Annotated in this window: 19 protein-coding genes; 12 read left to right on the plus strand and 7 right to left on the minus strand. The window is 67.0% G+C overall.

The features are described 5' to 3' along the window. Both CHC08_RS06640 and CHC08_RS06645 read left to right on the plus strand, forming a co-directional pair. Positions 1-753, plus strand: a 753-nt coding sequence (locus CHC08_RS06640; RefSeq protein WP_143653126.1) for a YceI family protein, incomplete at its 5' end; no start/stop codon positions are given. 65 nt (positions 754-818) lie between these two features. Further along, on the plus strand, positions 819-1,301 hold the full coding sequence (locus CHC08_RS06645) for a MarR family winged helix-turn-helix transcriptional regulator (protein WP_089206294.1): 483 nt from the start codon (positions 819-821) through the stop codon (positions 1,299-1,301). A 120-nt stretch (positions 1,302-1,421) separates the two neighbouring features. Here the strand turns inward: CHC08_RS06645 and CHC08_RS06650 are convergent, their stop codons facing one another. After that, the gene (locus tag CHC08_RS06650; RefSeq protein ID WP_179281922.1) at positions 1,422-4,337 is read right to left on the minus strand and encodes a family 20 glycosylhydrolase; all 2,916 of its coding nucleotides are present in this window, start codon (positions 4,335-4,337) and stop codon (positions 1,422-1,424) included. A gap of 637 nt (positions 4,338-4,974) precedes the next feature. Between CHC08_RS06650 and CHC08_RS06655 the strand changes: the two genes are divergently transcribed. From CHC08_RS06655 to CHC08_RS06680, 6 genes are all read left to right on the plus strand, one after another. After that, positions 4,975-5,364: a hypothetical protein gene (locus CHC08_RS06655; RefSeq protein ID WP_089206296.1), complete on the plus strand. Its 390-nt coding sequence runs from the start codon at positions 4,975-4,977 to the stop codon at positions 5,362-5,364. A gap of 161 nt (positions 5,365-5,525) precedes the next feature. Beyond that, positions 5,526-6,233, plus strand: coding sequence for a thermonuclease family protein (locus CHC08_RS51280; RefSeq protein ID WP_089206297.1), 708 nt, complete (start codon positions 5,526-5,528; stop codon positions 6,231-6,233). A gap of 157 nt (positions 6,234-6,390) precedes the next feature. Then, complete coding sequence (locus CHC08_RS06665) at positions 6,391-6,966, plus strand: TetR/AcrR family transcriptional regulator (RefSeq protein ID WP_179281923.1); 576 nt, start codon at positions 6,391-6,393, stop codon at positions 6,964-6,966. Positions 6,967-7,281: 315 nt separating this feature from the next. After that, positions 7,282-8,268 carry a zinc-dependent alcohol dehydrogenase family protein gene (locus CHC08_RS06670; RefSeq protein WP_089206299.1) on the plus strand — a complete coding sequence of 329 codons (987 nt, stop codon included), beginning with the start codon at positions 7,282-7,284 and terminating at the stop codon, positions 8,266-8,268. Positions 8,269-8,698: 430 nt separating this feature from the next. Then, positions 8,699-9,919 carry an ArsB/NhaD family transporter gene (locus CHC08_RS06675; RefSeq protein ID WP_245878171.1) on the plus strand — a complete coding sequence of 407 codons (1,221 nt, stop codon included), beginning with the start codon at positions 8,699-8,701 and terminating at the stop codon, positions 9,917-9,919. 106 nt (positions 9,920-10,025) lie between these two features. Then, complete coding sequence (locus CHC08_RS06680) at positions 10,026-10,622, plus strand: hypothetical protein (RefSeq protein ID WP_143653127.1); 597 nt, start codon at positions 10,026-10,028, stop codon at positions 10,620-10,622. A gap of 50 nt (positions 10,623-10,672) precedes the next feature. Here the strand turns inward: CHC08_RS06680 and CHC08_RS06685 are convergent, their stop codons facing one another. After that, positions 10,673-11,983 (minus strand): epoxide hydrolase family protein, encoded by a 1,311-nt coding sequence (locus CHC08_RS06685; protein ID WP_089206530.1) that lies wholly within the window; start codon positions 11,981-11,983, stop codon positions 10,673-10,675. A 611-nt stretch (positions 11,984-12,594) separates the two neighbouring features. Then, the gene (locus CHC08_RS06690; protein WP_218825146.1) at positions 12,595-13,158 is read right to left on the minus strand and encodes a CGNR zinc finger domain-containing protein; all 564 of its coding nucleotides are present in this window, start codon (positions 13,156-13,158) and stop codon (positions 12,595-12,597) included. Positions 13,159-13,268: 110 nt separating this feature from the next. Here CHC08_RS06690 and CHC08_RS06695 point away from each other — a divergent pair, with 110 nt between their 5' ends. Continuing rightward, the gene (locus tag CHC08_RS06695; protein WP_089206303.1) at positions 13,269-13,487 is read left to right on the plus strand and encodes a hypothetical protein; all 219 of its coding nucleotides are present in this window, start codon (positions 13,269-13,271) and stop codon (positions 13,485-13,487) included. After that, positions 13,487-14,803, plus strand: a complete 1,317-nt coding sequence (locus tag CHC08_RS06700; protein WP_089206304.1) for a cytochrome c biogenesis protein/redoxin — start codon at positions 13,487-13,489, stop codon at positions 14,801-14,803. Before CHC08_RS06695 ends, CHC08_RS06700 begins: the two co-directional genes overlap by 1 nt. 18 nt (positions 14,804-14,821) lie before the next feature. Here CHC08_RS06700 and CHC08_RS06705 read toward each other — a convergent pair whose 3' ends face one another. Beyond that, entirely contained in the window at positions 14,822-15,349 is a 528-nt protein-coding gene (locus CHC08_RS06705) for a hypothetical protein (protein WP_089206305.1), read from the minus strand. Between the two features lie 423 nt (positions 15,350-15,772). On the opposite strand from CHC08_RS06705, the gene CHC08_RS06710 reads away from it, so the two are divergent. Both CHC08_RS06710 and CHC08_RS06715 read left to right on the plus strand, forming a co-directional pair. Further along, the gene (locus CHC08_RS06710) at positions 15,773-16,600 is read left to right on the plus strand and encodes a helix-turn-helix transcriptional regulator (protein ID WP_089206306.1); all 828 of its coding nucleotides are present in this window, start codon (positions 15,773-15,775) and stop codon (positions 16,598-16,600) included. Between the two features lie 96 nt (positions 16,601-16,696). After that, positions 16,697-17,338: a LysE family translocator gene (locus CHC08_RS06715; RefSeq protein ID WP_089206307.1), complete on the plus strand. Its 642-nt coding sequence runs from the start codon at positions 16,697-16,699 to the stop codon at positions 17,336-17,338. Positions 17,339-17,428: 90 nt separating this feature from the next. Here the strand turns inward: CHC08_RS06715 and CHC08_RS06720 are convergent, their stop codons facing one another. The 3 genes from CHC08_RS06720 to CHC08_RS06730 form a co-directional block, all read right to left on the minus strand. Next, entirely contained in the window at positions 17,429-17,896 is a 468-nt protein-coding gene (locus CHC08_RS06720; RefSeq protein ID WP_089206308.1) for a hypothetical protein, read from the minus strand. 221 nt (positions 17,897-18,117) lie between these two features. Further along, complete coding sequence (locus CHC08_RS06725) at positions 18,118-19,224, minus strand: cytochrome D1 domain-containing protein (RefSeq protein WP_089206309.1); 1,107 nt, start codon at positions 19,222-19,224, stop codon at positions 18,118-18,120. Continuing rightward, positions 19,221-19,730 carry a SigE family RNA polymerase sigma factor gene (locus tag CHC08_RS06730; protein WP_089206310.1) on the minus strand — a complete coding sequence of 170 codons (510 nt, stop codon included), beginning with the start codon at positions 19,728-19,730 and terminating at the stop codon, positions 19,221-19,223. Before CHC08_RS06730 ends, CHC08_RS06725 begins: the two co-directional genes overlap by 4 nt. Between the last annotated feature and the right edge of the window lie 5 nt (positions 19,731-19,735).

Here is a 19,735-nt window from a genome sequence, read left to right on the forward strand (position 1 = left end):
GTGACCGACGGGTACGGCAACCAGGTCGTGCGGGCCGAGGCGGACGCCGAGGGCGCGGTGATGACCGCTCCGCTGGCGCCCGGCGTCTACACCGTCGTCGTCACCGCGGTCGGCTATTCACCCATCGCCTCGACGGCGATCGCGACCACGTCCGGCACCGCCGAGCTGGGCGTCCTCGTGCTCGCCCGGCAGGGCGGTGTGGAACTGCCGCCGCCCGGCGTGTGGACCATCGATCCCGCTCATTCGAAGGTGGCCGCGACCGCGCAGCACCTCGGGCTGTCCAGCGTGCAGGGAAGGTTCACCGAGTTCTCCGGCCGGATCGACGTCGGCGCGACCGCCGAGACGTCCAGCGTCGCGGCCGCGATCAACGCGGTGTCGATCACCACGGGCAACGGCACGCGCGACGACCACCTGCGCTCGGCCGACTTCCTCGATGTCGCCACGCATCCGACGATCTTCTACCGGAGCGTCGGGCTGTCCGCGGCGGGTCCGGACCGGTGGACGCTGCGCGGAGAGCTCCACATGGCCGGCATCACCCGGGCGGTGGACCTCGATCTAAGCTATCTCGGCACGAGCCCCGATCCGTGGGGCGGCCTGCGGGCCGCGTTCCGCGCGACCACCGAGCTGCACCGCGAGCACTTCGCGATGAACTACAACCAGGTGGTGCAGGCGGGCATCTCCCTGATCGGAGCCACCTTGAAGGTCGAACTCGACATCCAGGCGGTCCAAGGGGAACTCCCGCCGTCGTCCTGACCGTTCACGCGGCCAACCCCAAGAGCCGACGCCGAACCGGCAGGGAGCCGGGAAGGAGGATCACGATGGCCAAGACAGCGGCGACCGCCTCCAGCGAGGAGTTCGAAGCCTACTGCGCGGTCGAGCACCAGCTCGGCGTGCTCTTCCGGCGTTCTCGCGCGCTGTCCGCGGAGATAGGCCGCGTGGTGCACCCCGGGCTGGAGGCCGGTGCCTACAGTCTGCTGGTGCGCATCTGCGAGGTCGCTCCGGCGCGCTCCACCGACCTGGCCGCCTACTTCGGCGTCGGCAAGGCGACCATCAGCCGTCAGTTGAAGGTGTTGCAGGAGCTGGGGCTGATCGAGCGCGAGCCCGACCCGGTGGACGGCCGCGCCCACCTGCTGGACCTCACCGACGAGGGGCGGCAACGGCTCGACCGCGCCAGGTCCGGCCGCAGGCAGCGCTTCCACGCACTCCTGGCCACCTGGCCGACGGAGGACATCCGGCTGGTCGGCAGGATGCTCGCCCGCTTCAACGCCCTCACCGGCGAGCCCGGCGACCCGTACGCCTGATGAACGGCCGCCCGTTCCTGACCGGTCACGGCGGCCCTCCCGCATTCGTGAGATCGGGAGGGCCGCCGTGACCGGCGTTCACCTGCTGGGCTTAATGCCTCGGCCGGTCATCTCGTCCGGCTATAGCCCGGCGCACTGCCCCGACTTCGGGCCGGACGCGGTATTGGGCCGGCCGTCGTTGCTCGGCGCGGGGGAGTTCCCCGCGCACGACAGCGGGCCGCCGATGTGGTTACCGGCGACGATCGTCGTCGCCCTGTTGTTCTGCAGGACGAGCGGGCCACTGACCGTCGAGCCGTCGATCGTCACCTGACCCGTCACGCCGGTGACCGTCACCGGGCCCTTGATCGTCGCCGGTGCGCAGTCACCCTTGTGGTTGCCGAGCCAGACTCGCGTCCCACCGTTCAGGGTGGCCGGCCCGGACACCGTGGTGCCGCACAGCAGGACGTCGACGGCGCCGGACGCCGTCAGCGGGCCGCGCACTTCGGATCCGGACGCGTAAAGCCCGGCACCTGTACGCACGGTCACGGGTCCGGTGATCGTCGCGCCTTCGAGGCACGTGACACCAGAGGAGACGGTCAACGGGCCGGAGAAGGACCCAATGATCGTCTTTGTGCAGGACGGGACGCCGGTCGCCGTGAACGGCACGACCCAGGTCTGGTCCTGATAACTGTAGGTGACGGTTCCGTGGTACACCTGGTCCGCCGGATAGGTGTGGCTCCCGCTGACCGACATCAGGCTTCTACCCTGCCGTTGGCTCACCACGTAATCGCGCCCCGTGACGCCGGCCGGCTCCGTCGGGGATCCGTCGCCCCAATCGATCACGGCTGTGACATTACCGGGCGGAATCGAGCCGGCGGTCATACGCGTCAAGGGCACGTTGCTCAGGGTCTTGTCCGCGCCGAAACGGGCGACCGTCCCCATCGCCGCCGTGCCCCAGGTGACCTGGGAGATGGTGCCGAAGTTCACGTTCGCGAACGCCCACCGGGGTCCGGCCACGCTGAGCCGCTGCCGATACGCGTCGTAGTCCTGGGTGAGCACCTTGGGGGACCAGGCCTTTTCGAGGATTCCGGCCAGCCGCGGGAAGACCATGTACTCGTTCGTGGCCAGCCCACGCATCTGCTCGCCCCAGATGGGCGCCTCGAGACCGAGGATGTCCTCCGCCTTCGGCCCGCCGTAGGCGGGTTGAGCCCAGACCGACCGGTACTTCTCGTACACCCATTCCGGGTCCCACGAGTAGGACTGGAGAAGTTCCGTCCGCGGCGTCCTGCCGGGGGAGCCGTCATACCCGAAGTCGAGATAGGCGTTGTACTCCGGGGTCACGATGACGTCCCGGCCTTGGTTGAACCACTCGGGCTTGATGAGAGCGGGCCCACCGCCGGTGTAGTCGGACCAGTAGTGGTTGATGGAGGTGGAACCGGGTGCGTATCCTTCCAGCGCCGGATTCCAGCCCATCATCCGCTTGCCGCTGTCGTTGACGATGATCTCCATCTGCCGGATCCACCACTTGTAGTCCTCGTGGGGCATCCCGATGGCCTCGTCCCCGCCGATGTGGATGATGGGTGCGGGAGAGATCGCGGCAAGCTGCGCGATCGCGTCTCTCCAGAACGCGAGGGCCCGCGCACTGGCCGGGTCATTCGGATTGGTGCAGAACCGGTCGGTCTGGGTCTGGCCCTGGCACCCCATGACCGCGCGGCCACCCAGGGCCGTGACCGCCGCCGTGGCATGGGCCGGGCCCTCCAGTTCGGGGACGATCTCGATGAACCGATCGGCCGCGTACTTGACCAGGCCCTTGAAGTCCTCTTGCGTGTAGAAACCCGCCAGGCAGCCCGCTCCGTTGCACCCGGTGCCGTCCAGTGCCGGGTAGCCCTTGATCTCAAGGCGCCAGGACTGGCTGTCGCTCAGGTGCAGGTGCAGTTGGTCGCCCTTCAACGCCGCCAGTTGGTCGATCATGGACCTTATTTCGGCCACCGTCAGGAAGTTACGGGCGGGGTCGAGCTGGAGACCTCGATGCGCGTAACGGGGGTAGTCCACGACCGTTATGGGCTGTGCCGTCCATGGCCCCACGCCGATGGAAGGCGAGTGGATCGCCGCCGGCAACAACTGCCGAAGGCTCTGAACGCCGTTGAACAGGCCGTGCGCGTTCGGGGCCACGACGTTTACGCCCGCACGTGACACCGTGAGGGAGTAACCTTCGGCCGCGGCGACCGCGTTGCCCTGTGGAAGGCCGGGCACCGGCGCGAGGGTGAGGGCGATATCGGCGGCGGTGGCAGAACCCGTCACCACGGGGAGTTCGTACCCGGTGGCCGGCCGCAGGTAGCCCGCAAGAACTCCAGCCGTGGCAGCGAGGCCACTGCCGGAGACCACGATCCGGGATTTGGCCGTGAGCTCCCACGGCTGACCGGTGCCGGGCGTCTGCTGCACCGGCACGGGAATGATCTGACCCACGACCGGCGCCGGCTTGGGGCCGGACCACACCTCGAACTCGTTGATCGTGTATCCGGTCGTGGAATTCGTGGACAGGGACTGCATCCGGACGCAGGAGATCGGATCCTTGCGATCGATCACCTGGGAATCCTTGTCGCTCGGATTCACCACGTGGGCGACCGTCGACCACGTCTGACAGTCGGCGTCCGTGGCGACCTGTAGGTCGTACTCCGTCGGCTTGGCCGGCGACGTCCAGCGGCTGAACACCTCGTAGACCGGGGCGGGCTTGGCCAGCTTGACCTGGAACCAGTCCTGAGCCGGGTCATAGCCACCCCCGACCGACGCGTAGTTCGAGGTCCAACCGTTGTGGACGAAGACGTCGATGGCGTTGGCGGGCGCGTACGTCGCGGCGGGACTGGTCATACGTTGAGACTTGGCGGAGGCGACCACGCCCGGCAGGAGGGCGAGATTGACGCTCTCGGCCGTGGTGCTCGTCGAAACCGGGAGGGGGACGGTCTGTGATGATGCCGGCGAGGTCGACACCGTGCCGGCCTGCGCGGTGCTCACCATGACACCGGTGAGGGAGGTGGCGAGGAGCGCACCGATTGCCAAAGCAGAGACCGCGCGGGCCCGGGGCCGTCGGCTTGCGCCACGGCCCCCTCTCTGCTCGCGCTTCGCCGACAGGAACGAGATCTTCACGTCACTCCTTAGATCGGGGTACCGCATACCTCCAGCACGGGCCGCGTTCGGGCATTGATTGGACATGTCCGGCGAACCCGCTCGACGCTGCAGCGTCCGTGCAGCTTCCTGATGTGGTGGGGGAGTTCACGCGACCAGGAGGCCGACCGTCCCGGCGATCTTCTTGCTCATCTCGATTACCGCCTTGCTATTGGGGGGTGGCTGGTCTATACCGGTTGGCGGCCATGGGCGGCGGATAGGTCCCTTATGTGGGGGTCTCAGGCTGTTAGGGTAAACAGAAGTTAAAGTTTTGGTCTATACCGCCATGTATCGGATTCGCAACGACGGGGGTTGTTGTCACAGCCGGTCTATACCGGGGCGGGTGACGTCGGCGGCATCTCGGGAGTGAGCCGGAACCCGATGGGCGGGGTCGTCGACCGGGAGATCAGACGCGGCATATGGTGCGCGGATGCACCCCTCACAGCAGCGCCGGCCACCTCGGCAACGGTTCCCGCATTCATCGTCCGGGTGGGGGCCATCATCGCCGCCACCGCGTCGGAAGAGCCGAGGGGTGCGAGCGGCCCTCGCGCTCGGCGTCGCCCTGGTGGTGATGTTCATGGTCGGGCGGTATCTGGGAGGCCGGCCGACCGTGAAGCCGATCAGTACGGTCGAGCTGCCTGTGGTATCCGAGGTGATTCCCACCTCCACGATCCCGGAGCCGGACGCGGACCAGGCGGAGGACCTGCTCTACGGGCTGGGGCAGATCGACAGGGAGCTGGGCAGGACGCGCTCAATTGATCGAGCACGGAACACCTGCTTGGACATCCTCGCGGAGGAGAAGCGGGCAGCGGTGGTTGAGCGGACTCGTCAACGGTTCGACGGGACAGCGCGGATCAGCACGGCGGATGCGCGGGCGATCGTGAAGCTCATCGAGGCCGGCGGCTGGTGCCGGAATGCTTAGGGGCGCAGCTTGTACAACGGTGTGTGAAGACCGGGCTGAGTGCGGCGGATATCTGGAGTTGTCAAAGTGAAAGGTGCTCGCGAATTCCAGGTTGGTCACTAAATGCCCCGAGTTGGATTCACGTGGCTACGGTCGAGGCCCCACCCCAGTGAAGGGCCTCCATGAAACGAAGTGCCAGCGCGTCCCTGCTTGTCCTCGCTCTCACCATCCCCCTGGCGGTATCCGCGCCCGCCGAGGCCGCCGCCGTGCCGAAGGGTACGAAGAAGGCCACCGTCGTCAAGATCGTGGATGGTGACACGATCGACGTCCGCTTCACGCGGACCGGTCCCATCGTTCGCGTTGGACTCCTGGAAGTCGATACCCCCGAGCGTGGAAAGTGCTGGTTCAAGACGGCGACGAAGCGCACCGTGGCGCTTCTGCCGGTCGGCAAGACGACGTACCTGCTCGCGGACAAGGACCCGAAGGATCGCTACGGCCAGTCCCTGTACTACGCGTGGAACGCCGGCGGCGTGTTCGTCAACCGCAACCTCGTCCGGTACGGATACGGCAAGGCGACGCTGTACAAGTCAAATGACAAGTACATCAAGGTGATGCGCGCCGAGCAGGTCAAGGCGCAGCGGGAGCGGCTACGTATCTGGTCCGGCAAGTGTGACGTCGTCGGTGCCTCGACCCCGCGGCCCACCTCGACTCCGACTCCGACTCCGACTCCGGCTCCGAGCCCTGACCCGCCGTCGGGTGGGAACGATCCACGTTTCCCGACGTGTGGGGCAGCGAACGACGCCGGCTATGGGCCGTACCGGCGCGGAACCGACGCCGAGTATGGCTGGTACCAGGACCGCGACGGCGACGGGATCGTCTGCGAGCGTTGATCTCGGCGACCGAGAGGCCTCCGTGGCCTCTCGGTCTTCGGGCCCTTGAGTTCCAGAGGTCGTCGCCCCTGGAACTTCGAGTACGCGCCTCCCGGCGCCAGAGTGAAGGTAAACCGATCTGTTTCCATTGTTCGATCGGAGACCTAGACTCTTTGGCGTGTCCACAGAAACCAGGCCCGACAAGGTCCGCGATCGGATCCTCAAGACCGCGGGCGAGCTGTTCTACTGCGAGGGAATCAACGCGACCGGTGTCGACCGGATCAGCGAGGCCGCCGGGGTGTCCAAGCGAAGCCTCTACCAGCGCTTCGCCAGTAAGGACGAGCTCGTGGTCGCCTACCTGGTCGCCGCCGGCGCCGCGTACCTGGACGGCGTCGTGCCGTCGGAGGATGACGAGCGGACTCCTCGCGACCGGATGCTCGCGGTCTTCTCCGGGCTCCAGAACAAGTCCTTCGAGACGGACTTCCGCGGTTGTCCCTGTATCAACGCGGCGGCGGAGCTGGCGGACGCGGCGCATCCGGCCCGGGCGACGGCGGTGGAGAACAAGCTGCTGCTGCAGGGGTTCTTCGCGCGTCAGGCCGCTCTTGCCGGAGCTCTCGATCCACATGGCCTCGCCCAGCAGCTCATGATGGTTTTTGACGGTGGCATGTCCTATGCCCTCGTGCACGACACCACCATTCCCGGCAGCTGCCACGCTGCCGCCCAGGCGCTCATCGAGGCCCAGCTGCCGCGCTGAAGGCCGGCTCCCCGGCCGTCGCATCCCCTCCTGAACCCTGAAGGTTCAGGAGGGTTTTTCTTGCCCTGACCCTGGTTCTCCGGCCCGCCTCCAGTGTTTCGGCGGCGGGCCGCCAGCTGGCGTCCCTCTCCGGCTTGTTTGAGGAAACAGATCGGTGTACCTTGACCGAGCGAGGAAACAGATCTGTTTCCTCGCGTTCGTGAGAGAACACTCTCCGACGAGGTCAACGACTTCCTGGGGCACTGACCCTTCGTAAGCGGTCTCAACCGATGGGACCGGACACCTGCTTTCTGCGAGATCTGAGGAAAGACGCACATGGCCGTTCACGTACAGTTCGACACGCTCGGCGACCCGGAGGTCCTCACCCTGCGCGAGGTGGAGGTGGGTGAGCCCGGGGTGGGCGAGCTGCGGATCAGAGTGGAGGCGATCGGCCTGAACCGGGCCGAGGTGATGTTCCGCAGGGGTCACTACTTCTATCAGCCGAACTTTCCCTCCGGCCTTGGCTACGAGGCCGCGGGCGTGGTGGAGGCCATAGGTGCGGATGCGGGGGACTTCGCCGTCGGCGACACCGTCAGCGTCGTGCCCGCCTTCGATCTGACCGACTACGGCACCTACGGTGACCACGTGCTGGTCCCGGCGGCAGCGACGGTGCACCGTCCCGCCGAGGTCGATCCGGTCACCTCGGCCGCCGTGTGGATGGCGTACGTCACCTCGTACGGCGGGTTCGTCGCGGACGGCGGAGTCCGGCCGGGTGACGCGGTCCTGATCACCGCCGCCACGGGCGGTGCCGGCCTGGCCGCCATCCAGGTCGCCAACCGCATCGGAGCCGTGTCGATCGCGACCACTCGCAGCCGGGGCAAGAAGCAGCGACTGCTGGACGCCGGTGCCGCTCACGTCGTTGTCACCGACGAGGAGGACCTGGCCGAGCGGGTGAAGGAGATCACCGGCGGCCGAGGTGTCCGTACCGCGTTCGACCCGATCGGAGGCCCAGGCGCGGCCACCATCGCCGCCACCGTCGCTCCCGGCGGGAATCTTGTCATCTACGGCATGCTGGACCCCCGGCCCATGCCCGACCCGCAGGGCTTCCCCGAGCTGAACGTCGGCTCCTTCCTCATCTTCGACGTGGCGAAGGACCCCGAGTGGTTGAGTCGGGCCGTCACATTCGTCAACGACGGCCTGACCGCGGGTGCTTTCACTCCGGTGATCGACCGCACCTTCGACCTGACCGAGATCGTCGAGGCCCACCGCTACATGGAGTCCAACGCTCAGGTGGGCAAGATCGTCGTCACGGTCCGGCACTGACACCACCGAACCGCTTGGGAGATCATCTGGCAGACGTCACGCTCAGAGGCTCCGCCGGGTGATCCTTCTCCATCGTGTCGTCGAGGTGTGGCGGAGGCGGGGCGTTTTGTTTTCTGGATTATCCGGATTGGCACGGAGCGCCGCCTGCCATTCGACTTTTCCGAATCGTGAGCCCAAATGGTTTTTGATGAGAAGGGCGATCGCGATCGCGGCCTCTCTTTGGCTCCGCGCTCCATGAAGTCGACGAATTCGTGCCGGGCGCGGAACCCCGGACCTTCGGCATCGTGCGGTATCCTGCTGCTTCAAGTTCAGGCCGACCACGACGCCCGGCGTTCGTCAGCGGGAGAATAGCTGATGAAATTTCCATTGGCCGCTCCACGGCGTTGGTATCACCCACCCTCACCGGATTGATGCCATGATACTTTCAACTGTGGACGACCAGGGGCCACCGTCTGTGCCCTTGTGGAAACGGGCCGTACTGGCGCCAAGCGCACTCGATTGGATTCGCATCGCGCTGTTTGTCGCCGGAATTGGTTGTGTGCTGACGGGTTTGCTGCCGATTGTGGAGGCCCGGGCGAGTGTCGAGCGAATAGCTCCCCTTATGTTATTTCTGGCCAGCGTTATCGTGCTGGCTGAATTGACCAAACAGGCTCAGGTGTTCGACGTCATCGCGGCGCGGTTGGCGCTGCTCGGCCGGGGAGCCTATCCCGCACTCTTCTTGCTGTGCGTCGCGTTCGCCTCGGCCACGACGATCTTCCTCAACCTGGACACCACGGCGGTCCTGCTCACTCCCGTCATGCTGGCGCTCGCGCCGAAGGCGAAGATCGCGCCGCTGCCGTTGGCGATGACCACCGTCTGGCTGGCCAACACCGCCAGCCTCCTGCTCCCGGTGAGCAACCTGACGAACCTGTTGGCACTGAACAAGGTGGGGCTTTCCGCGCCGGAGTTCGCGGTCCGCATGTGGCTGCCGCAAACGGTCTCGATCGCGATCACCATGGCGCTGCTCTGGGTGTTCTACTGGCGTAGGGGAGCGCGGGGCGCCGACCGATACGAGCCCGCGGAACCAGAACCGATCAAGGACACGCTGCTGTTCTGGGGCACCGCGGTGGCCTGCGTGCTGTTCATCGCGGCCATTCTGGCGGGCCTGCAGATCGAGATCGCGGCGATCGTCGCGGCCGCCCTGGCCATCACCGCCTATCTGATCCGTGATCGGGGATCGCTACGCCTCTCGCTGATCCCGTGGCAGCTGCTCGTTTTTGTCACCGGGCTGTTTCTCGTGGTGCCGACGTTGATGCGGCATGGCCTGAGCGATCTGATGACCTCGCTCATCGGCACCGAGGAGGGGTTCGGCGGATTGGTCCGCACGGCCACGGCGGGTGCGAGCCTGTCCAATGTGGTCAACAATCTGCCCGCCTATGTGGCGGGTGAGCAGGTGGTGCCCCTGGCCAATCACGACCAATTGCTGGCCCTCTTGACCGGTACCAATCTGGGATCGGTGATCACGCCATGGGCCTCGCTCGCCACCCTGCTCTGGTTCGAATGGTGCCGCCGCCGGGGCGTCCGAGTGCCGCTCCTCACATTCATGCTGACTGGTGCGGTTCTTGCGATATGCCTGCTGCCTGCGGTGGTCGGCGTGTTGTTGCTGAGCTGAATTCGCATCCGGAGATCAGCCGTTACCCCTTTACACTGGGGCCATGTCAGACCTTCCGGTATACGACGCGGTTCTCCTGCCCGGCGCGGACGTCAACGCGCGTTCGGTGCGGCTGAGCGAATGGTGCGCCGAATTGGCCCCGACCGAATTCATCCTGCAGGCCGGCCGGCTGTATCCGCACATCTCGCTGTACATGGCGAATTTCGCGTCGGCGCAGCTTGGGGCAGTGCTGGAAAAACTGGGACGGGTCAGTGAGCGGACCTTCGAGATTCCTCTCGAAGCCGACCGTTTCGCCGGAAACGATCAAGGTATGTTCGAGCTGTTCTACCGCAAGACCGAAGCGGTCACGCGGCTTCAGGAGGACATCATCGCCGGGCTCGACCCGCTGCGCGTCGGGCTGCGCGAGCATGACCCGGTCGGTCGCGTGCTGGCCGCCCACCGCCTCGTCGCACCCCCCGTCGCCCGCGCCAACCTTGACCGGCACGGCTACGACGAGATCGGCGAGCTGTTCCGGCCGCACATCACCGTGGCCCGGTTCCAGCAGCGCGATCAGCAGGTCCCCTCCGGTCCGCTTCCCCCGGCGGAGTCGTTCGACGAGATCTACCGCACCCTTGCCCTGTGCGTGATGGGTGAGCACGGCACCTGCGTCGAGGTCGTCGAAACCTTCGAGCTGGCCCCACCGGTCCGGGACCGACAGCCCTGACCGATGCGGGCGAACGAAGGAACTTCGACTCGCCGCCCCATGGAATGGCGTCAGCGCAGTGATCTGAACGCTGCGCGGATCTCGGTGCTGAAGAGCTCCGGCTCCTCCCACGCCGCGAAGTGACCGCCCCTGCCGACCTCGTTGAAATAGATCAGGTGGTGATAGCTGCGCTCGGCCCAGCTGCGGGGCGCACGGTAGATCTCCCCGGGAAAGACCGTGATGGCAGCGGGAATGGAGATGTCCACGGCATTGAAATTGTTCTCGTTGTTCTCCGCGTACAACCGCGCCGAAGAGACCGCGCTGTTGGTCAGCCAGTACAGCGAGATGTCATCGAGCATCTCATCGCGGGTGAGCGAGCGCTCGGGATCGCCGCCGCTGTAGGTCCATTCGGCGAACTTGTCATACATCCACGCGGCCAGACCGACCGGTGAATCGGTCAGGCCGTAGCCCACGGTCTGCGGACGGGTCACCATCATGATGGCGTAGCCGCTGTTCTTCTTGTAGAGGGCATCCAAGGAGTCGAACGCCGCCTTTTCCGCGGGGGACAGTCCGGCCGGGGCCGGGTCGCCGTTGTTGAGGATTTTGGCGATGTCCGGCGGCACGGTCGCGGGCATGTTGACGTGGATGGCGAGCAGTCCGGGAAAGGCCCGGTGCGCCATCTTGTCGGAGATCACCGCGCCCCAGTCGCCGCCCTGGGACACATAGCGGTTGTAGCCCAGGCGTTTCATCAGCACGTCCCAGGCCAGCCCGATGCGGTCGGCGTTCCAGCCCGGGGCCTGCGGTTTGCCCGAAAAGCCGTAGCCGGGCATCGAGGGCAGCACCAGGTGGAAGGCGTCCTGGGCCCGTCCGCCGTGCCGGGTGGGGTCGGTGAGCGGGCCGATGACCTTCAGCAGTTCCAGGACCGAGCCCGGCCAGCCGTGGGTCATGATCAGCGGCAGGGCGTCCGGGTGCGGCGAGCGGATGTGCGCGAACTGGACGTCGAGTCCGTCGATCCGGGTGACGAACTGCGGCAGGGCGTTCAGCTTGGCCTCCGCCTTTCGCCAGTCGTAGCCCGTCCCCCAGTAGCGCACGAGGTTCTGCAGTTTTGCCAGCTGAACCCCCTGGGAGCGATCGGCGACCGTTTCCCGGGCGGGCCAGCGTGTCGCCGCAATGCGCCGGCGGAGATCGACAAGGTCTTTTTCCGGGACATTGATGCGGAAAGGACGGATCGCGGTGTCTCCGGCCGACGGCGATGGGCTACCCGCGGTCGCGGCGGCCGGCTGCTCGGAGAGGAGATTGTAAGCACTCGATCCTGCGGCGGTGGCGAGCAGAGCAGTGGCGAGAAAGCTGCGCCGCGTGTGCGCGGACGGTATTTCGGACATGATCATTCTCCTTGGTGGAAAAGCCGGCGCGATCGTAGGTGTATTCGTCTTTCTGTCGCTTTGATCGGGTGATTGGCCGTTCCTGCCGACGACCTTCTTGTGAATGTCGGGCGGCATGTCAGGGCATCTGCGGCAGGGCGCACGAGCACCAGGGGATGCGGAGGGCTCACGCCGCGGCGGGCACCTTGGGCAACGTGTGCGGGGACGACCCCGAGAACGTGGAAAAGGGCTGAATCACGTCGTTCAGCACTCTGAGCGGTACGCGCATGGCCAGATTCGCCGAAGCCGCCAGTCTGCGCCGGGGCCACCGGCGTACGCGCCGGTTGGGCGCTCCCCGTCGGGAACGAGCGTCATGAAGCCCGGTTCCGAGTTGTGCGTGCACGTGTGGGCGGCCATGCGGGCCGTTCCTTCGAGCGGCACGGTGGCTGTATTTGGACAAATACTCCATTCGGTTGTTATGCGTCAACCGTCGCCGACCGCGCATGTCCTTACCGGGAGGGAAGCTTGCCCTGGACGTGCCTCCCCGACCCGATCGCCGCCCTGGAATGGGCATCCGTCAGGGGTGTCAAAGACCGGTGATCATGTCTAGTGGGTGATGGCGTCGGCATCTTCTAGTTCGTGGTGTCCGGCCGCGGTTGGTCCCCTCTCTTGCGAGCGCGGTAGGCCGCCGCTTTCATCTTGTTGCCGCACGGGTCCATGCCGCACCACTCCCGGCGCGTTCCCCGCGAACGGTCGACGTAGACCCGCGTGCACTCGGGATTCGCGCACTCCTTGAGCAGGGGCACTTCCGGCCCGCTGAGGATCTCGATGGCGTGCCGCGCCACGGACGACAGCGCCTGCGCCGGGGTGGCCTCGGTCCGGCGCCCCGTGAGGGTGAGCTGCGGGATCGCGGGGGGTGTGCGAGCGGCGCGGTTCACGAGCGAGAGCGCGCCCTCGTCATAAAGGTCGTTCGTCACTTTGGCGATGACGAGCGAGTAAATCGCCTCCCGGACGGCCACCGCCTCCTCGACATCGGACGGCCGGCAGCCGATGTTCCCGTCAACGACCCCGGACTCGCGGAACCACGAGTCGAGACTCTCCGGCGACGTGAACATCTCGAAGGGCACGCCGCGTCGCGAACGCAGCGTCGCGGCGAAGTCGAGCGCCGGGTCGCCGCTCAGGAAGACGTGTTTCACGTCACCATCTTGACAGGTGACGCATTCGTGCGCAACGATCGTCACCAGTTGAACCGGTGACGCATCAGTGCGTGAGTCTCACCCGGCTCGCGAAAGAAAGGGCACGGATCATGACAAATCCCGTTCAGGCATGGAACGAGGCGACGGGCCACGGAGGCGGCACGGTCATCGTGCTCGCGGGCGGCAGGCACGATGTGCTCAACGGCGTGCCCCGCCGTACGATCGCCGCCCTGGTCGAGCGGTCGCGGCTCGGCGCCGGCCTTCCGGTGATCGCTCGCCGGGCGGACGGCGCCCGCGAGCCGGCCGGACTGGGGAGCGCCGCAGCCTGATGGATCCGACCCTTGCCCTGCTGGGCCTGCTCGGAGGGCTGATCACGGGAATCTCACCGTGCATATTGCCGGTGCTCCCGGTCCTCTTCCTCTCGGGCGGCGCGCAGGGAGCGCGACTCTCTCCTGCCGGTAACCCGTCGAGGGCCGGCGACACTCGCCGGCCGTACCTCGTGGTGGCAGGCCTGGTGCTGAGCTTCAGCGTCTTCACCCTGCTCGGCACGCTGGTGCTGTCCTCGCTCCCGATTCCGGAGACGGTGATCCGGTGGGCGGGCATCATCGCACTGGTGCTGCTCGGCATCGGGATGATCTCTCCCCGATTCGAGTCGATCCTGGAGAAGCCGTTCTCGCGGATCCCCCAGCGAAAGGTCGGCACCGGCCGGAGCGGGTTCGTGCTCGGGCTCGTGCTGGGCGCCGTGTACGTGCCGTGCGCCGGACCGGTGCTCGCGGCCATCACCATCGCCGGTGCGACGGGAACCATCGGCATCGGCACCGTGGTCCTGACCGTCTCGTTCGCGGTCGGCACCGCTGTTCCACTCCTGGCCTTCGCCCTCGCCGGTCGTGCGATCGCCGAGCGGGCGGCGGCGTTCCGCCGCCGTCAGCGACGGGTGCGTGTGGGCGCGGGAATCGCGGTGATCGCTCTGGCCGCCGGGTTGACGTTCAATCTCACCGATGTCGTACAGCGCGCCATTCCGAACTACACCTCGGCCCTCAGCGAGGGCATCGAGCGAGCGGTGCCGGCGCCGGTCGTCGCCCCGGGTGGCGCTCCGGTCAGTCAGGAATTGAGTTCGTGCGTGCGGGGAGCCTGGGATGGGCACGCCGACACGCTCCAGGACTGCGGGACCGCTCCACGGCTCACCGGCATCCAGCGATGGCTCAACACACCCGGCAACGGCGATCTCGACCTGCGGTCGTTGCGGGGCAAGGTCGTGCTCGTCGACTTCTGGGCCTTCTCCTGCATCAACTGCCAGAGAACCATCGAGCACATCACGAGCTGGTACGACACCTACCACGCGGCCGGGTTCGAGGTCATCGGGGTCCACACGCCCGAGTACACGTTCGAGCGCGACACCGGCAACGTGATCGATGGAGCCAGGCGGCTCAACATCGACTACCCGGTGGCGCTCGACAACGACTATTCGACCTGGAACGACTACGGCGTCTCGGCGTGGCCCACCAGCTTCCTCATCGACGCCACGGGCACCGTTCGACAGGTCTCGATCGGTGAGGGCGGCTACGACGAGACCGAACAGCTCATCCGCACGCTGCTCGCCGAACCGGCTGCCACCACCTCGCCGAGCCAGAAACAGGTCCCATGAGTCGTACGCCGACGGCGATCACGACGACCTTCGCGGTGAGGCCGCCCCTCCGACGGCCAGGTCCGGATGGCGCGTGACCAGGCCCTCGGCGCATCCGGGACAGGAGATCCTCGCGGCCGGGTCGAAGTAAACGGCCCACGTCGGCGAATGGACCGGCCGCACGATCAGCCCGCACACCGACTCGGTGAGAGGCTGCCGGCCTCTGGAGGCCGGTACGGCGTGTCTCGTCCCGCGCATCACCCGGAACTCAGCCGGGTAGGCCTCGAACCCAACCGTGTAGACGCCCGGCCCGTGCGCCGGGGGAGCAGGGCCGGGACCGGTGACCACGTAGAGGTCGTCCACGTGGAACGACCACTTCCGCTGCTCCGGGTAGCCGCGGACCAGGTCGAACATCTCGGTCAGCGCGTAGGTGGAACTTCCCCGTGGGATGAGCCGGACGACGTAGCCCGGCTTGCCGATGAGGTCATGGATCGCGCGGGTCGAGGCGTGGCTGTGGAGCAGCGTGTCGACGATCACGCTGCAGCCGACCGAGACACGGCCGGTCATGGGGCCGCCTCTTCCTCCGCCGGTCTGTCCCCGAACGGAGAGGCTTCTACGTGGTAGATGATCACTTTCATCCTCAGCCGAGTCGGGTCGGGATCAACGAGGAAGTGGTCACGTCCGGCGGGTTCACCGTGGCGCGTGGTCCGTTATTTCCGAATTGGAGCACATAACCGAAGATTGTGGGGCGCGATCGGTGTGATCTTAGGCTGGTGCACAGCCGGGCCCGGTCCGATCAGGGCTCATGCCCCGTGCGGTACGTCTGCCGCCCTCGGGCCGGGCGCATCACCCCGCGGATCGGCCAGGGCGGCCCGCGGTCGAGGGTCACCGGGAGGAGAGGCCGATCCTGCCGAGTTTGTCGGCGGCGAAGACCGCTCCTGGGAGTATCACGGCCACCCTGTCCATCGGTTCGTAACATACCGTGACGAAATGGACGGCAATAAGCTTCTGGGGGAGTTCTTACGCGCTCGACGCCAGCTCACGAGGCCGGCGCAGGTGGGGTTGCTGGAGATCGGTTCTCGCCGGACGCCGGGACTGCGACGGGAGGAGGTGGCGACGCTGGCCGGCGTCAGCACCGACTACTACGTCCGTCTGGAACAGGGGCGTGAACGCCGTCCGTCCGAACAGGTGCTCGACGCCCTGGCGCGGGTCCTTGAGCTCGACCCCGAGGCCACCGCGTACCTTCACGAGCTCGCACGCCCCCGGGCGCGCGAACACAGGCCCGGCGACCGGGCCGACCAGGTCAGCCCGTACGTGCTGCGGCTCATCGAGAGCTGGGACTACGCGTTGGGGATCGTGGTGAACCGCCGGTGGGATGTGCTGGCCAGGAACGCGATGGCCATCGCCTTCTTCAAGGGGCTGGAGTACAGCGACAACCTGATCCGGCTGGCCTTCCTCAATCCCGCGGCACCCGAGTTCTACCGGGACTGGGAACATGACGCCTGGTCCAAGGTGGCCCACCTGCGCGCCGTTACGGGAGGGGACTGCGAAGACCCGTACTTGTTCGATCTGATCGAGGAACTCTCCCTCGGAAGCGAGGACTTCCGCCGGATGTGGGCTCGCCACGACGTACGGGTCAGGAGTTACGAGTCCAAACGTTTCCGCCACCCCGAGGTCGGTGACCTGACACTTTGGCAGGAGACGTTCTCCATCAACGGCACCTACGGCCAGCAGATCATCATCGCCCAGGCCGAGCCCGGCAGCCCGTCCGAACGCGGCATGGCCAGGCTGGGCAGTCTCGCCGGCGTGACGTCATAGCGGCCTTCCACTCGGCTCCGTGTCACCGTCCGAAGGGGAGTATTCCGGAGGAGCCGGACATCAGACGTCGTAACCGCAGGAATATGCTGATCCCTCGTGACCATCACCACCGCACTGTGGTCGTTCGCCCTGGTCGTAGGGCTCCTCACCCTCACCCCCGGTCTTGACACCGCGCTCATCCTGCGCACCGCCGCTCTCGGCCGACGCCGCCGAGCCTGGGGAGTCGTCCTGGGAATCCAGACCGGCACCCTTCTGTGGGGCACCCTCACCTCTCTCGGCGTCACCGTGCTGCTGACCGCGTCCCACCTCGCCTACGAGACCCTGCGCTGGGCGGGAGCCGCCTACCTCCTGTGGATGGGAGCCCGGATGCTGTGGGACACCTGGCACCGCGCCCCCGGCGGCGACGGGCCCACCAACGCCCAGCTTCTCTCCGACAGGAACGGCCTGTACGGCGGTTGGCGCCAGGGAACGCTCACCAATCTTCTCAACCCCAAGGTGGGCGTCTTCTACGTCGCGGTCCTGCCCCAGTTCATCCCGCCGACCGCACCGCACTTCGCTACCGGTGTCCTGCTGACCTGCGTCCACATCGTGCTGGGCATCGTCTGGTCGACCGTGCTGATCGCCTTCGCACAGGCGCTGCGCGGCTGGCTCCAACGCCCTTCCGCGCAGAACCTGCTGGACCGGATCACCGGAACCGTCATCGCCGGCTTCGGACTGCGCCTGGCCATCGGCGACTGACCTCACCTGCCACGCATGGGCCAGAACTCCGTCGTGGTCGCGCGGGCACCCGCCGGGGCCGATGGCGCACTACGCCGGGTATGAGCGGGCTCAGCCGCCCTGGGACCAGACACCGTCCCAGCTGGAGCACTTGCCGGTGATCTTGGCGGATGTGCCCCGGCAGACCCTGGCCTGGGAGGACAGCATGTATCCGGCGTTCACCTGGAAGGGGAGAGCCTTCGACCGCGAGCAGTTCTTGAAGGTCGCGGTGCGATATCTGCCCTTGTCCGTAAGCCACTTGATCTTCAGCCATGAGCACGTGTGCGCGCCCGCGCCGTCGTAGAGGTTGCCGGAGATCCGCAGGCCTGAGCCGGTGCTCCGGATGATGCCGCCGGCCCGGCCTTTCCTGTCGGAGGAGGTGGTCGGCCCCCAGTGCCAGGTTTCGGCCGCGGGCGCCGCGACCGTCGTGGCGGACACTCCCGATGTGGTTACGGCGGCGGACGCCGTCGCGGTGGCCGTCAGGCCAAGCCCCAGAGCGGCGGCGGTGAGTCCGAGCAGAAAACGAAGATCGACCCGCATGAAGTTCTCTCCCGGAGGCGGTGGGATTACCTGTCCACCTCAAGAAATAGGCCAGCAGGCTTGCAGCTGGCTTGATATTTCCTTGTACGGGGTTGCTTGCCGGGATCGTCCCTCAAGGAACGCACCATCGCGAGCAGGGGGCAAAAGCCCGCTCGAACCACTCCGGTGAGTCGTCCCGGGGCCGGGGAACGTCGGTCTCCACCGAACCCGGGACGATCCGTTCACCAGCTGTAGCTGACTCCGGGCAGGGTCAGGGTCAGGCTCTGGCCGAGCTGGGCGGGGTAGGCGACCCAGAGCCGGGCCCGCCCGGTGTTGACGTCGACCGCGTAGGAGGACCTGTGTCCCTTGTCACCGCCGACGATCACGATCTCGGATCGGCTCAGCCAGGTGGCGGTGCCGTCGATCCAGCCGCCCTTCGGCAGGCCGCGGACGGGCACCTTCCGCAGGGTCCGCCCGGTCTTGGCGTCCAGCAGGGTGAGCACGCGTTTGCCGACCTCTGGGAAATCGACGGCGACCACCGTACGGCCGTCCGGAGACAGCTCGCTGAACATGATGAACACACCGTCGAAGCGCACCGGTTTGCCCCCACCCGTGACCGGCATCAGCCACAGGTCGGTTTTGCGGTACCGGATCAGCTCGGCGGCGCCGTTCTTGATGCTGATCACCTCGTACTTGCCCGGTATCGACACCGTCTTGCCGGTGCGCATGTCGATCAGCAGGCCGGGATCCTTGCTTCCCTCGCGCGGGTCGAAGGCCACGTATCGGCCGTCCTCGGAGACCGCGAGCATGGAGCCCGCGCCGATCCGGTCCTCCTTCACCGTGACGGGGGAGGTCACCTTGACGCCGCTCACCAGGTCGCGGACCACGTGTGCCTGGGCATCACGGCTGTAGTAGGCGAGCATGCGCCCGTCCCGGCTGATCGCGACGGGCGCCCGCGGAGCCTTGCGAGACGAGACGAGCGCCTGCGGCACCCTGTACGTCTCGCCGCTCCGGGTGACCACCCGCCACTCCACGGCACCGCAGTCGAGGTTGCGCGCCGGATCGCTGACCTTGCAGGACGTCTGGTACGCGTGCTTGATCGCCCCCACCTTGCCGTCGGGCAGGTCGGGCACCGTGTCCGTACGCTGCGGTGTGGCCATGTGGTCGCCACGGGGCCAGACCACCACCGCGCCCGCCGTCGTCGCCACCAGCGCCGCGACCGTCACGACGGTGGACACCGCCAGCATGGTGCGCCGCCTGCGCCGGTGGATCGCGATGGCCGCGTCGGCCAGGTTCACCAGCGGGGCCTCCTCCGCGAGGTCCCTCAGCGTGTTACGCAGCCTTGTCATCGGGCCACCTCCTCGATGTGCAGGTCCGACAACTCGGGCGCGAGCGCACGCAGGCGGGCCAGCGCGTGATGGGTCTGGCTCTTGACGTTGCCGATCGAGCAGCCGAGCGCGTCGGCCGTCTGCGCCTCGGTGAGGTCCTCCCAGAAGCGCAGCACGATCACGGCCCGCTGCTTGCGGGTCAGCTTGGCCAGCGCCTGGTGGAGGACGATCCGGTCGAGCGTGGCCTCCTCGGAGGATGAGCCCCGCTCGGGCGGGTCGGCGCTCGGTGACTCGGGACGGGGGCGGCGCCTCCAGGAGATGTACTGGTTGACCAGTGCCTTACGCGTGTACGCCTCGGGATTGCCCCCGTCCCTGGACAGTTTGGGCCAGTGCCCGACGACCCTGGCCAGCACGCTTTGAAGCAGGTCCTCGGCGAGATGCGCGTCTCCCACGAGGAGGTACGCGGTCCGCATCAGAGCTTGCTGGCGGGCCAGCACGAACTCGCGGAAGCCGTCGTGACGATTCAATGTGC

This window comes from Streptosporangium subroseum (assembly GCF_900188345.1).
GTDB classification, from domain to species: domain Bacteria; phylum Actinomycetota; class Actinomycetes; order Streptosporangiales; family Streptosporangiaceae; genus Streptosporangium; species Streptosporangium subroseum.

Coding starts and splice junctions, on each gene's coding strand:
- CHC08_RS06705 (WP_089206305.1), bottom strand. CDS start 15,349: ATGACCGGCCGTGTCTCGGTCGGCTGCAGCGTGATCGTCGACACGCTG.
- CHC08_RS06700 (WP_089206304.1), top strand. CDS start 13,487: ATGGATCCGACCCTTGCCCTGCTGGGCCTGCTCGGAGGGCTGATCACG.
- CHC08_RS51280 (WP_089206297.1), top strand. CDS start 5,526: ATGAAACGAAGTGCCAGCGCGTCCCTGCTTGTCCTCGCTCTCACCATC.
- CHC08_RS06645 (WP_089206294.1), top strand. CDS start 819: ATGGCCAAGACAGCGGCGACCGCCTCCAGCGAGGAGTTCGAAGCCTAC.
- CHC08_RS06695 (WP_089206303.1), top strand. CDS start 13,269: ATGACAAATCCCGTTCAGGCATGGAACGAGGCGACGGGCCACGGAGGC.
- CHC08_RS06670 (WP_089206299.1), top strand. CDS start 7,282: ATGGCCGTTCACGTACAGTTCGACACGCTCGGCGACCCGGAGGTCCTC.
- CHC08_RS06725 (WP_089206309.1), bottom strand. CDS start 19,224: ATGACAAGGCTGCGTAACACGCTGAGGGACCTCGCGGAGGAGGCCCCG.
- CHC08_RS06710 (WP_089206306.1), top strand. CDS start 15,773: ATGGACGGCAATAAGCTTCTGGGGGAGTTCTTACGCGCTCGACGCCAG.
- CHC08_RS06720 (WP_089206308.1), bottom strand. CDS start 17,896: ATGCGGGTCGATCTTCGTTTTCTGCTCGGACTCACCGCCGCCGCTCTG.
- CHC08_RS06685 (WP_089206530.1), bottom strand. CDS start 11,983: ATGTCCGAAATACCGTCCGCGCACACGCGGCGCAGCTTTCTCGCCACT.